Origin of the sequence: Paraliobacillus quinghaiensis (assembly GCF_003426025.1) — a bacterium.
In the GTDB taxonomy this organism is placed as follows: Bacteria; Bacillota; Bacilli; order Bacillales; family Amphibacillaceae; genus Paraliobacillus_A; species Paraliobacillus_A quinghaiensis.
The window spans coordinates 318,494-332,158 of record NZ_QJSH01000002.1 but is presented as its reverse complement, the minus strand read 5'-3'; the positions used below and the strand labels follow the sequence as shown (position 1 = coordinate 332,158).

The following is a 13,665-nucleotide window of genomic DNA, read 5'->3' as shown; positions in this document are numbered from 1 at the left end:
CCAGTTTTGGGAGTTTGATATGCCTATCTACTACTGCAATATTTCCGTTCGTTTGTTTTGTTGTATAAGACTGAACAGGATTCTTTTTAGATTTGAAACGCGGGTACTTATTTTGTTTCTTGTAGTAACGATTATAGGAATTGGCTAAATTTTCAACTGATCTTTGCAAGGCAATACTATCAACCTCTTTTAAAAACGCATAGTGTTTCTTTAATTCAGGGAGAGATTTGACCGTGTTGTATTTATTTAAACACTTCCCTTTCCAGTTATTCGCTGGTAGGTAACCATTTTGAACCATTTCCCGGACGATATACCAATAAGCATCTTTTTCTTTTTGTTTCCCGAAAAAGAAGTTAAAAACGAATCTGGAACAACCAATGGTTTTATTGATAAGTTCAGTCTGTTTTTTATTGGGATAGATACGAAATTTATAGGCTTTGTTTACAATCATAGTTTCACCTCCTCATTGGGTCAATTATACCATTTTGGGGAGGGTTACACAAACATTTGTTCTTGTTTTTTCGAGATTGTTGGTGTATACAAAAACTCGTATCTAATTACTTTCATGTAGCACTTAAATAATCGGACAATTGAGATGGCAAATGGCCATCCCTTGTCCGAAGCCGATTCATCTCATGACTGAAGTCACAAGTGTTCTCGGCTAATTCATAAAAATCATAAGGTTTTTCATATCTCCAGCTTAGTATTTTTCTAGCTGAATTCTCGTTCATATTTTTTATGGTTAAATTCATAATATCCCTCATTTCAATAGTCGTTTAATAAGGAGGTTTATTACACAATCCTACAAGTTGGCTCAACAAGCAATAGGAGCTGCGCCATCAACAACTCCTTGTTCCACTAAAACAACCGTTAGTGAAAAATTATACATCTCGCTCTTCTATTTTTTAATTTAATGCATTGCTAATATAATTGTTTAGATTGATAGATAATACTTCACTCAGGAAGCATGTATATCAGATTTTAAAAAGTACTTCTGAATTATTATTGAGGTAATAAATAACACCGCAATATCTATACCACATCGCACAAGCAGTTGGAGCATAACACCACTGAAAATTAATCCGATAAAACTGTTAAATATTATCCAGTTTATCCCTATAGTTAATACAACAAGTTTATAAGAAAGTAAAAATTTATTCTGACCACTAGAAAATATAGGATACAAAACCGTATAACACCATCCTAGAACGACTCCAAATACAATTGTCCATAAATAAGTGGGAATAGGAAATGTAGCAATGTTACTACCAATTACACCTGTTTCATAGCCAACTGTCCTAGCTATTAAAAAAGTAATTGTAATTAGGGCAACAACTTTAATTTTTTCTATTAAATTTAATAACTGCCAAGAGCTAGATGTGTTCTTTTTACTTAATGTAAAGTAAGCAGTCACAATACATAATAATAATGCGGGTATCGCATCACTTATACCCATTAAAAATTGGTAATTAACGAATGCTAATCCCCATTCATTAAAAGGCGAAGCCTCAACAACAACTTCCTGCATTCCTACTAAATAAAGAACTGCAAAGACTGTCCCAAACCGAAATCCGATTTGCAATTTTGTTATACTTGACCGTTTTCCAAAATATCGCATAACAATAACACAGTGTAAAAACAATAAAACAAAGTAGAAAACTGCTACTACAGGAAATCCAAAAAGTTTTACAAATATACTATCAAAATCTTCTAGATTCACATCGGCAGGTACAATAGCATGAAAGAATATTGCAATTAAAGCAGCAACTATAATAGCTAGCGCGTTTATTACTATTACTCTTTTAACACTAATAATCCGTTCTTTCATTTCAATCCCCCTTAACATACTGATAACTCCCACAGCTAAAGCAGTGGGGTTCTAAGATACTTACAAGCTTCTCAATAGTGTCTAATCTTTCCTTTTAGAAAGATTTTTCACCAAAGTACTGACCTACTTTCTCTTAAAACATTAACCGCATTGATTATTTTCCTTTTGGTTTTTGATAACCTAATATCATCTACTACATGTTCAAGTTCTTCGGCATAAAAGTCTGCAAAATTTTGACCTTTATATCTTGGAACAACGTGCATATGAAAGTGAGTTAACTCATCAAACTTACCACCATTTTGACATATAGTAATACCGTCGGATTTAAACAATTCCTTAACTACTTTTGAGAGTATCTTTGCAGAATTCATAATTGAATTAGATGTTTTTTCATCAAGTTCATAAAAATACCTTGTATGTTTTTTAGGCAATATCAAGATATGCCCTTCATTGTAAGGGGAATGGTCCAAGAAGCAACAAACATATTCATCCTCTAAAACTACATGAACTGGTTCCTGCTTATTTGCTAAATTACAGCCTAAACATTCCACTTTAAACACAGCCTTCCATTCAGTTTTCTATTTTGTTAGCCAACTACTCTGCTTCTTTAATAAAAGATACAGTATTACCGCTGTTGTGGTAATGCTTACGTTTGTTGAGGGACCTTAATTAAGATTTGAATTAAAGAATGCACCATAATAAGTATCGTCAATTTTTATAGCAACAACAGTATTACTTCGGTCTTGCTCTATTCTTTTAAATATTTTAGTACCAACCTGTAAGTTGAGGGTTGAATCATATATTACTGCTTCACCATTCTCATTTATTTCATCTACTATTGCTTTGATTTCCCCGATTTCTTTCCCTACATTTTCAACGAAAACTTTTCCACGATCAATCGTATATATACTACCTTCAAAAGCAAATGCCCCTTTTGATTCACTTGGAGTTTCACCTACTATTTTTTTTGGTTCCTCCGTATTAGAACAAGCGGTTAATAAAACAACAAAAATAAGTATAAAAAAACTTCTTGATAACCTCAGGAAAATCCCCCCTATCTCTATCCAATTTAACACCTATTTGCACATATCTTGTTTCTTTGTATATTCAAGAAACCTGTCACTTAATGCCATAAAAGAAGCTACAAATGAATTATTGTTTATTTTCAAGAAAATCTTCTAATTCTTGAGGTTCTGTAGATGTATAAACCAGTTCTTTGTGGTCAAAGACCAATGCTATTGTATTCTTTTCTAATTCAATATCTAAATCTTCGATATAAGGATTGACACCCCAAGTGACAATTTGAACCACATTCTTATCAACGTACTCATCAATAATTTCTTGCCAGACCTCTCTGTTTTCGGTGTGCGAAGTTACAATTACACTATATTTACTTTCATCAGGGGTTACCATTTCAGGCGCAGAAACTTTGTCGGTAGACGAACAACCAAGAGTTAATACACCAATTAGGCCTACATAGAGTGATAGAAAAACCTTTCGCATAGAGTAAGCCTCCTAGCCTTTTTTTAACACACTTCTTGCTCGTAAAATAAGAAACGCTTCTTTTGCTAGCCTGCCCTTCAGCAAAAAAATGGAGCTACCTTAATGACATCTCCTTTCTACTATCCTCTCGTTTAGTGAAAAATCAGTCGTCCAAACTTGCGACCATTATTGCACTGACAAACCAAATTATCAATGCTGGAATATAATATAAAATGGCAATACTCATTTCACCAATTAGAGGGCTTAGCTTGATAAAATATAAATAGTTATATGATACGAAAAGAACAAATGAGATAAGAGCTTTTAAATATGAGTTATTATATAAGATAAAGCCAATACCAGGAAGAATTAAGTTAGCAATAATGCTGACACGTCGCTTGAATGATTTTTGTTCGCTTTGTAAGATAGTAATTTTATTGTTTAATTCCCTTTTTAAAACTTTTAGTTCTTCATTTTCCATTCATAAACCTCCCTTGTATAAAACGTTTCTCTTATTAAATAAACCTGCCAGTTTAAGATCAATCCTTCACAAACTCTATATTTATTTTAACATAAAAATCCATATTCCCTTTCAAAAAATAACAAAAATGATATCCTTTCCAAATCACAAAATATTTTTACACACTCAATAAACATACAAAAGTTCAGATAAAATATAATCTAACTTTTCGCGTGCAATTTACCTTGCATATTAAAAGCAATTATAAGAAAAATGGCTTTATATCAATAAAAAATGACTACTAAATTGTAGTATAATTTAGTAGTCATTTTATGTTACATTTTTAATGTTTGCGATAGGAAACAGAACCCGTTAGGATAACCTCTATGCTTTTAAGAGTTATTTTCCACAACAATTATCCTAATGCTAATGTGTTGCGCCATTCTAGTAAGCTACTCTTTTCTTTCTCGTTAATTGCTTCCGCTTCTAGTAATTGCTCGATTAGAACATCAAAGTTTGTGATTGTAGATAAAGGTATTTGTTTTTCATCAAATACCATTTTAGCTTGTTCTAATCCGTATGTAAAAATTGCCATTACCCCTAATACCTCTGTGCCTTCTTCTCGTAGTGCAAGTGCTGAGTTAAGCGAAGAACCACCTGTTGAAATCAGATCTTCAACCACAATCACTTTTTGTCCCGGTTCAATTTGCCCCTCTATTTGATTTCCTTTTCCATGTGCTTTAGCCTTGTCACGCACATAAATCATTGGTAAATCAAGTTTTTCTGCTAACCATGCCGCATGAGGAATTCCTGCAGTTGCACATCCAGCAATTACGTCTGGTTGAACATCTAATGCTTTAATTTTCTCCACGAAAGCTGTAGCAATTTTACTTCGTATCTCAGGGTACGACATTGTTAAACGATTATCACAGTAAATTGGCGATTTTATACCAGATGTCCAAGTAAAAGAACGATCAGGTTTTATTTGAATAGCTTTTATTTTATATAAATCATTGGCAATTTGTTTAGCTAAAGACATGATTCCACTCCTTTATCGCTTTTTGATACATCACGTGTGGTTCTGTTGCTGCAGTAATACTTCGACCTATTACAAGTGCATCAACACCTTGTTTTTTGGCAAATGTTGGTGTTCCAATTCTTTTTTGGTCATCATTAGCCGTATCTGCCAATCTAATACCTGGAGTCACTGCTAAAAAAGCTTTTCCACATACTTGTTTAATAGCTTGTGCTTCATGTGCAGAACATACAACACCGTCCGCTCCGTTATGCTTACCTAAAAGAGCTAGGTCGGTTACAAGCTTTTCTACCGGTTGGTGTATAGATAATTCTTGCTCTAGTACTGCTTGGTCCATTGACGTTAACACTGTCACCACTAGAAGTTTCGGTACTTGTGCATGATTACTTCCATCTATTAAACCTTGTTTGGCTGCTGCAATCATTGCACTTCCACCAAACCCATGAACATTTACTATATCAACTTCTAATTTTGCAAGATTTTTCATCGCTTTATAAATTGTCGTCGGAATGTCATGCAGTTTAAGGTCTAAAAAGATGGAATGGTTTCTTTTTTTTAACTGTTCAATCACAGCTGGCCCTTCCCGATAAAACAGTTCCATCCCCACTTTGACTGGAACACCATCTAAGTTATTTGTTTTTAAAAAGCGATCCGTTTGTTCCCATGTAGGAAAATCAAGCGCCAGATATATCGGCTGTTGCATGTTCATGCCCCTTTCCAATTGCATCTTCTACTGATGAAAAACCGCATTTTTCTAACACACCTGGTAATGCATCAATGATTTCCGGACAAATAAACGGATTTTGAAAATTAGCTGTCCCTACTGCTACAGCACTTGCTCCAGCAAGTAAAAATTCAAGTACATCTTCCGCTGATGTAATACCACCCATACCAATGATTGGAATCGATACTTGCTGTCTTACTTGATAGATCATTCGAATTGCGATCGGTTTTAGAGCAGGACCTGACATCCCACCTATTTTATTCGCAAGAACCGGCTTACGCTTATGCAAATCAATTTGCATACCTGTTAATGTATTGATCATTGATAAACCATCGGCTCCGGCTGCTTCAACTGCTTTTGCTATTTCAACAATATCCGTTACATTAGGTGATAATTTTACGTAAACTGGAACATTACTTTTTGCTTTTACTCGCCTAGTTACTTCACTTGCTAAGGTTGGATCGGTACCAAATTGCACCCCACCCTCCTTAACATTTGGACAGGAAATATTTAATTCAATCGCAGCAATGTTTGATGATCTTGAAATAGCTTCTGCGACAGCTTCGTATTCTTCAATCGTACTTCCCGCAACATTTGCTATCACAGGTGTAGCATACTGCATTAAAAATGGAACCTCTTCAGCTAGAATTTTTTCAACTCCTGGATTTTGTAGTCCAATCGCATTTAACATTCCTGAAGCTGTCTCAGCCACTCTAGGTGTAGCATTTCCAAAGCGTGCTTCTTTCGTTGCAGCTTTGATCATGATAGCACCTAGTTTATTCAGGTCATAAAATTTGCTATACTCTCGGCCAAAGCCAAAACAGCCGGACGCAGGCATAATTGGGTTTTTTAAAGATAATCCAGGAAGTTCAACTGCTAGATTATTCATAGGATCACCTCATCCGCTTCAAATACAGGACCATCTTGACAGACCTTTTTATAACTAGTTGATGATTCTGGCGTTGGAATGACACAAGCAAAACAAGTACCAACCCCACAGCCCATCCGCTCTTCTAATGAAAGGTAACCTTTTTTATCACTTAACGTTTGAGAAACTGCTCGAAGCATTGGGGTAGGTCCACAAGAGAAATAATAATCAAACGTTGGAGATTGCTCCTGTATTACATTAGTTACAAACCCTTTACTACCATAACTCCCATCATTCGTAACAACATGACAAACACCAAGTGATGCAAATTTTTCTTCATAAAAAACGTACTCTTTTGACTGAAATCCTAAGATAACGATAACTTCTACACCCTTTTGGACCAATTGCTTTGCGAGATAATATAGAGGGGGAACGCCAATTCCGCCCCCAATTAATAATGCTTTCTGTACTTCGAGCTTATCTATCGGATACCCGGTTCCACAAGGCAGTAATATATCTAATTTATCACCGACATTAGCCTGTGCTAAGGTTTCAGTACCAGTACCAACTACTTTAAATACAATAGTCATCATCTGTTTAGGTTTATCTAAATCTGCAATTGAAATAGGTCGTCGTAATTGATGCGCATTGTCATTGCCAATTCGGATATGAATGAACTGTCCTGGTTCTACCTCATCTAAAGAAACCGTTGCTTTTAATTTCATTTCAAATGTATCTAGCGCAATTTCATTCACTTGCTCAATTGTTAAAAGGGATTTGGTGATCACCTAATGACCTCCTTGTTCGCCACAACAGCTTGTGCTGTAAATGTTGTTGAATCAATTACATCTAAAATTGCTAGTGCTGTATCTAAACTAGTTAAACAAGCAGTTCCATGTTCTACCGCTTCCCGACGAATTCTAAAGCCATCAGATCGTGGTCGTTTTCCTGAAGTAAGTGTATTGATAACAAACTGTACTTCACCATTTTCAATTATAGAAAGAACGTTTTTCCCTTCTGCTCCAATTTTACCTACTTCTGTTACAGGTAGTTGATGCTTTTGAATATACTGTGCTGTCCCAGTTGTAGCGTATAAATGAAACCCTAACTGATGGAACCGTTCTGCTATTTCAACTATCTCTTTTTTATCTTTATCCGCAACAGTTAACAGTACAGCTCCTTCCATTGGAATCGAAAGTCCTGAAGCAATTAGCCCTTTATACAAAGCTTTTGCTAATGTCTTATCTCGACCTATCGCCTCTCCAGTTGATTTCATTTCTGGTCCCAGAATTGTGTCAACACTTCGTAATTTTTCAAAAGAAAAGACAGGAACTTTTACTGAAACATGATCAGGTTCTGGGAGCAATCCGCTTGTGTAGCCCATTTCACTTAGAGATTGGTCGACGATGCATTTTGTTGCAATATTAGCCATTGTGACACCTGTAATTTTGCTTAAGAAAGGAATCGTTCTACTAGCGCGCGGATTCACTTCTATCACATAGACTTGATCTTGATGGACAACAAATTGGATGTTAACTAATCCCTTTACTTGTAATCGTTCTGCTATTTTTATCGTAGTATCAATTAATTGTTGTTTAACCGCAGGCTTAATCCGTTGTGTTGGATAAACTGCTATTGAATCGCCTGAATGGACACCTGCACGCTCAATATGCTCCATAATACCTGGTATAATTGTTGTTTCGCCATCACTAATCGCATCTACTTCTACTTCAATTCCGGTTAAATATTTGTCAATTAATACAGGATGTTTGTGCTTGATATGTGTTGTTTTTTGTAAATAACTGAATAGCTCATCCTCGTTATAGACAATTTCCATTTGACTTCCGCCAATAACATAGGACGGTCGTACTAAAACAGGATAACCAATTTCCTTTGCTGTTTCTTTCGCTTGCTCTAATTGACGGACACTTTTCCCTTTAGGTTGCGGGACATCAATACTAGTTAATAGTTGCTCAAATTTATCTCGATCCTCCGCTAGGTCAATTGCTTCTAGTGAAGTACCTAGAATCACCACACCACGTCTTTCTAATCCTGATGCTAAATTTATCGCAGTTTGTCCTCCGAACTGGACAATCACACCAATCGGATTTTCTATTTCAACAACATGCATCACATCTTCTAATGTCAATGGTTCAAAATATAATTTATCTGACACACTGAAATCAGTTGAAACTGTTTCCGGGTTATTATTCATAATAATCGCTTCATAACCCGCTTCTTTTAATGCTAAAACAGAGTGGACTGTTGCATAGTCAAATTCAATCCCTTGTCCTATCCGTATTGGACCCGAACCCAATACAAGTACTTTTTGATTCGAAGTTGGAATAGATTCTTGTTCTTCTTCATAGCTGCTATAAAAATAGGGTGTTGCCGATTCAAATTCTGCAGCGCATGTATCAACCATTTTGAATACTGGATGGATATGCTCCAATTTCCTTTGTAGATATACATCGTCTATTTCTACTTCCCAAAGACGGGCAATATGCGTATCGGAAAATCCAGCTTCTTTTGCTTCTTGAAGTACGTCTTTTGAACTTTTATTGTCTATTAATCTTGTTTCCAAGTTGATCAGTGATTTGATTTTATTCAAAAAATAAAAATCTATTTTTGTAAGCTCGTGTACTATTTCGATAGATAGGTTTCGACGAAATGCTTCAGCTAAAACAAAAACGCGTTCGTCATCAGCATGGATTAGTTTTTCTTTTAAGCTATCGAGTGAATCTTGTTCAAGGTGTGGCAAATAAAATTCATCCCCACTAATATCCAATGAACGAATCCCCTTTAAAAATGACTCTTCAAAAGTACGACCTATTGCCATTACTTCTCCAGTAGCCTTCATTTGTGTTCCAAGCGTTCGATTACCTGTTGTAAATTTATCAAATGGAAATCTTGGAAATTTTGTTACAACATAATCTAATGCTGGCTCAAAAGCGGCATATGTCGTCTGCGTTATCGGGTTTTTAATTTCATCTAATGTTAAACCAACTGCAATTTTTGCTGCTATTTTTGCAATTGGATAGCCAGTAGCCTTTGATGCCAATGCAGATGAGCGGCTTACCCTAGGGTTAACTTCAATGATATTATAATTGAAGCTGTGTGGATCGATGGCAAGTTGAACATTACATCCACCTTCAATTTTTAATGCGCGAATTATTTTTAATGACGCATTCCGTAGTAATTGGTATTCTCGGTCACTCAATGTTTGTGATGGTGCAACAACAATTGAATCACCTGTATGAATTCCAACTGGATCAATATTTTCCATATTACAAACCACAATTGCTTGGTCATTTTTATCACGCATTACTTCATATTCAATTTCTTTAAACCCCGCAATATTTCGTTCAATTAAGCACTGATTGACCGGAGATAGTGCCAAACCACTTCTGGTAATTTCACGCAACTGCTGTTCGTTATAACACATGCCACCACCAGTACCACCAAGTGTATATGCCGGCCGTACAATCAATGGAAATCCGATTTTTTCAGCAAAATTAATTGCACCTTCAACGGTTGTCACAATATCACTTTCAGGAACAGGCTCATTTAACTCGTGCATTAACGCGCGGAATTTCTCGCGGTCTTCTGCTAATTGAATTGCTTCTAATGATGTACCTAAGAGTTCCGTACCATAAACTTCTAAAATTCCTGTCTGATCAAGTGCAACAGCTAGATTTAAACCAGTCTGTCCACCTAAAGTAGGTAAAATTGCATCAGGTTGTTCTTTGCGAATGATCTTTGTTAAAAATTCAACCGTTAATGGTTCCATGTATACAGTGTCCGCAATGGTATGATCTGTCATGATTGTGGCAGGATTCGAATTCGCTAATATTACAGTGTATCCTTCCTCTTTTAATGCTTGGCATGCTTGTGTACCTGAATAATCAAACTCCGCTGCTTGTCCAATAATAATCGGTCCAGAACCGATCACCAATATCTTTTTTATATCTGTACGCTTTGGCATGTAAGATCCCCCTTTGCTTTCTTTTGGTGTTGGTTTATTTCAGAAAGAAATGCATCAAATAAATGACTTGTATCTTCTGGCCCTGGTGAACTTTCAGGGTGATATTGCACTGAAAAAGCTGGATATGTTCGATGCCTGATACCCTCAACAGAGTTATCATTTAAAGCAGTTTGAGTTAAAACTAGTTCTGTCTTTTCTAATGAATGAGTTGTGACAGCATAGCCATGGTTTTGCGATGTTATATATGTTTTGTTTCGTTCTAAATCTTTCACTGGGTGGTTTGAACCTCTATGCCCAAAGACCATTTTTTCTGTATCTGCACCACATGCTAATGCTAATAATTGATGCCCTAAACAAATTCCAAAAATAGGGGTATTGTGAATCAATGATTTAATCATCTCGATTGCTTCCGGAACATCTTTCGGATCCCCAGGTCCATTTGTCAGCATAATTCCGTCAGGCTTTAAACGCTCTATCTCGTCAGCAGAATAGTGATATGGAACAACAGTTACATGACAATTCCGTTTGGTTAAATCTCGTAATATTCCATGTTTCATTCCAAAATCAACTAATACAATTCGTTTCCCTCTTCCAGGTACAACATATGGTTTAACTGTTGAAACACGCTCTACTTGATCAGACATTAATCCTATGTTTTCAAAATCAATAGATTGATAGTTTTCAGTAAAATCAGCTTTTGCCTTCGTTAGGACAGCCTTCATCGTACCGTGCTTTCGGATAATCTTTGTTAGTTTTCTTGTATCTATTCCTGCAATAGCTGGTATATCCTTTGCTTTTAAATAACTATCTAATGTTTCTTCGTTACGAAAATTTGAAGGTTGCTCGCACATTTCTTTTACAACTAACCCATGAATAGAAGGATTAATTGTTTCAAAATCATCTCTATTCACACCATAATTTCCAATTAACGGATATGTCATCGTAACAATTTGACCGCAATAAGATGGATCAGATAAAATTTCTTGATAACCTGTCATACCTGTATTAAAAACTACCTCACCAATGCTTTCTTCTAAACTACCAAATGCTTTTCCAGTAAATATCGTACCATCTTCAAGTACCAGTTGACGTTTAAACATATGCTGCCTCCTTATAGACGATCTCCCCATTAACAAGTGTCAGTACAGGTTTTCCTGTTACTTCCCACTCATTAAAAGGTGTGTTTTTTCCTTTTGAGTAAAAGTGATCTTTATCAATTACCCACTTTTCTTCCAAGTTTAATAGTGTTAGGTCTGCTATAGCTCCTTGCTTTAGTTCACCTGCATGTAGACCAAATACTTGGGCTGGTTTGATTGTTAACCACTCAATTAATTGTGTTAGAGTTATTTTGTTTGTCTCTACAAAATTTGTATGTAGTAAGGCAAATGCCGTTTCTAAACCTACAATGCCAAATGGCGCTTCATTGATGCCTTTTTGCTTTTCTGCTTCTGTGTGTGGTGCATGATCTGTTGCGATAAAATCAATTGTTCCATCTATTAAACCATCGAATAATGCTTGTTGATCTTGTTGTGAGCGAAGTGGTGGATTCATTTTAAAATTAGGATCAGCCGAAACGATATCTTTCTCGTTTAGTAACAAATGATGTGGGGTAACCTCGGCTGTAACATAAATGCCCGCACGCTTTGCATCACGAATCACTCGCACAGACTCCTTTGTACTAACATGACAAACATGATAATGACAGCCTGTAGCTTCTGCTAGTAGTACATCTCGTGCAATTTGCACCGATTCACATATTGATGGAATGCCATTAACACCTAATCGAGCACTTACTTCTCCATCATGTACCACGCCGCTATGAATCAGTGAGTTATCTTCACAATGGGCAACTATCGTCATATTAAGTGCTGCCGCTTGCTTCATTGCCTGTAACATTTGATCAGCTGTCTGCACCCCAACACCATCATCTGTGAATCCAAAAGCACCAGCTTCTTTTAATGCTTTCATATCAGTCAGTTGCTCGCCATTTAAGCCTTTCGTAATTGACGCATAAGGTAGCACGCGAACCTTTGCTGTATCGTCTATTTTATTCAATATATCTCTTAAAACTGACGGATTATCTGGAACAGGATTTGTATTAGGCATCGAACACACTGTTGTATATCCACCTCTTGCTGCCGCTTTTGTTCCTGTTTCAATTGTTTCCTTTGCTGATCCCCCTGGTTCTCTTAAATGTACATGGACATCAATAAAACCTGGTGTCAGAAGATTTCCTTGGCAATCAATTACGGAATCAGCTTGTCTATTTTCAATCTTATTAGCAATTTCCTTAATAACTCCATCTTCTATTTTCACTTCACATGGAACACATTCATTATTTGCTAATACTTGTTTTGCGTTTGTTAAAAGCAGTTGCATGTCCAATCCCCCTTGTTTGAAATAGATGATAGATAATTGCCATTCTAGCAACTACACCGTTTTCCATTTGTTTAAAAATGCGTGAACGTTTTGATTCTACCAAGTCACTATCAATTTCAACTCCTCGATTAACTGGTGCTGGATGCATAATAATTGCATGACGAAGCATATTTTGCTCGCGCTTTTTTGTTAATCCATACTGTTCTAAATACGCAGCGTCGTTGAGCAGTTCATTGTCTTGATGTCTTTCTAATTGAACACGTAACAGCATTACGACATCACTAATTGCAACAGCATCATCTATGTCTATATAAGGAAAGTCTAACGTTTCATCTTGCCATTCTTTTTTTGTTGACAAGTAAACATTTGCTCCTAGAGTCTTTAATGCATAAGCATTGGATCGCGCAACACGACTATGTTTTATGTCACCAATTATTACTACGTTTAATCCTTTAAATGATTGAAATTCTTGATACATGGTATATAAATCGAGCAAGGATTGTGTTGGGTGTTCTCCTGAACCATCTCCAGCATTGATTACCGGAATTGTCATTCTCTTTGCTAATTCCTGTACAGCATGATCTTCAGGGTGTCTTACAACTAGCAGTTGTGCTCCAATCGCTTCAAACGTTTTAGCTGTGTCATACATGCTCTCTCCCTTTAGAAGGCTTGATGCTTCCGCATGAAAATCAAGTGTTTCTATGCCTAATTTCTTTTGCGCCACAACAAAACTCATTTTTGTTCGTGTACTTGGTTCAAAGAATAAATTTGCAGCAAATATTTTCTCATTAAAATGAGGGATTCCATTTATCTCAAAATCATTAGTCAATTTAATTAGCTGCAACATTTCATGTTCTGATAAGTTTTTCATAGAAACAAAATGGTTCATTTAAAAGATCCTCC

15 protein-coding genes are annotated in these 13,665 nt (G+C 36.1%); all 15 read right to left on the bottom strand.

The window, feature by feature from the left end; translation table 11 throughout:
- Nucleotides 1-451 (bottom strand): helix-turn-helix domain-containing protein (locus D2K40_RS03650; protein ID WP_162879126.1); only part of this gene is annotated, 451 nt, incomplete at its 3' end.
- 112 nt (nucleotides 452-563) lie between these two features.
- Entirely contained in the window at nucleotides 564-752 is a 189-nt protein-coding gene (locus D2K40_RS03645) for a hypothetical protein (protein WP_117153095.1), read from the bottom strand.
- Nucleotides 753-958: 206 nt separating this feature from the next.
- Nucleotides 959-1,828 carry a hypothetical protein gene (locus D2K40_RS03640; protein ID WP_162879125.1) on the bottom strand — a complete coding sequence of 290 codons (870 nt, stop codon included), beginning with the start codon at nucleotides 1,826-1,828 and terminating at the stop codon, nucleotides 959-961.
- Between the two features lie 107 nt (nucleotides 1,829-1,935).
- On the bottom strand, nucleotides 1,936-2,388 hold the full coding sequence (locus tag D2K40_RS03635) for an HIT family protein (protein WP_229666584.1): 453 nt from the start codon (nucleotides 2,386-2,388) through the stop codon (nucleotides 1,936-1,938).
- A gap of 105 nt (nucleotides 2,389-2,493) precedes the next feature.
- Nucleotides 2,494-2,904 carry a hypothetical protein gene (locus D2K40_RS03630; protein ID WP_117153089.1) on the bottom strand — a complete coding sequence of 137 codons (411 nt, stop codon included), beginning with the start codon at nucleotides 2,902-2,904 and terminating at the stop codon, nucleotides 2,494-2,496.
- A 76-nt stretch (nucleotides 2,905-2,980) separates the two neighbouring features.
- Nucleotides 2,981-3,331, bottom strand: a complete 351-nt coding sequence (locus tag D2K40_RS03625) for a hypothetical protein (RefSeq protein WP_117153087.1) — start codon at nucleotides 3,329-3,331, stop codon at nucleotides 2,981-2,983.
- 142 nt (nucleotides 3,332-3,473) lie between these two features.
- Nucleotides 3,474-3,791, bottom strand: coding sequence for a hypothetical protein (locus D2K40_RS03620; RefSeq protein WP_117153084.1), 318 nt, complete (start codon nucleotides 3,789-3,791; stop codon nucleotides 3,474-3,476).
- A gap of 394 nt (nucleotides 3,792-4,185) precedes the next feature.
- Nucleotides 4,186-4,809 carry an orotate phosphoribosyltransferase gene (gene pyrE / locus D2K40_RS03615; protein ID WP_117153082.1) on the bottom strand — a complete coding sequence of 208 codons (624 nt, stop codon included), beginning with the start codon at nucleotides 4,807-4,809 and terminating at the stop codon, nucleotides 4,186-4,188.
- Nucleotides 4,796-5,509, bottom strand: a complete 714-nt coding sequence (gene pyrF / locus D2K40_RS03610; RefSeq protein WP_117153080.1) for an orotidine-5'-phosphate decarboxylase — start codon at nucleotides 5,507-5,509, stop codon at nucleotides 4,796-4,798. The genes pyrE and pyrF overlap by 14 nt, the downstream gene beginning before the upstream one ends.
- Entirely contained in the window at nucleotides 5,481-6,419 is a 939-nt protein-coding gene (locus D2K40_RS03605) for a dihydroorotate dehydrogenase (protein ID WP_117153078.1), read from the bottom strand. The genes pyrF and D2K40_RS03605 overlap by 29 nt, the downstream gene beginning before the upstream one ends.
- A complete protein-coding gene (locus tag D2K40_RS03600) occupies nucleotides 6,416-7,186 on the bottom strand; it encodes a dihydroorotate dehydrogenase electron transfer subunit (protein WP_117153076.1) in 771 nt (256 codons plus the stop codon). The genes D2K40_RS03605 and D2K40_RS03600 overlap by 4 nt, the downstream gene beginning before the upstream one ends.
- Nucleotides 7,183-10,383 carry a carbamoyl-phosphate synthase large subunit gene (gene carB, locus D2K40_RS03595; protein WP_117153074.1) on the bottom strand — a complete coding sequence of 1,067 codons (3,201 nt, stop codon included), beginning with the start codon at nucleotides 10,381-10,383 and terminating at the stop codon, nucleotides 7,183-7,185. Before carB ends, D2K40_RS03600 begins: the two co-directional genes overlap by 4 nt.
- Nucleotides 10,362-11,483, bottom strand: a complete 1,122-nt coding sequence (locus D2K40_RS03590; RefSeq protein ID WP_117153072.1) for a carbamoyl phosphate synthase small subunit — start codon at nucleotides 11,481-11,483, stop codon at nucleotides 10,362-10,364. The genes carB and D2K40_RS03590 overlap by 22 nt, the downstream gene beginning before the upstream one ends.
- Complete coding sequence (locus tag D2K40_RS03585; RefSeq protein WP_117153070.1) at nucleotides 11,476-12,762, bottom strand: dihydroorotase; 1,287 nt, start codon at nucleotides 12,760-12,762, stop codon at nucleotides 11,476-11,478. The genes D2K40_RS03590 and D2K40_RS03585 overlap by 8 nt, the downstream gene beginning before the upstream one ends.
- The gene (locus tag D2K40_RS03580) at nucleotides 12,719-13,651 is read right to left on the bottom strand and encodes an aspartate carbamoyltransferase catalytic subunit (RefSeq protein WP_117153068.1); all 933 of its coding nucleotides are present in this window, start codon (nucleotides 13,649-13,651) and stop codon (nucleotides 12,719-12,721) included. Before D2K40_RS03580 ends, D2K40_RS03585 begins: the two co-directional genes overlap by 44 nt.
- Between the last annotated feature and the right edge of the window lie 14 nt (nucleotides 13,652-13,665).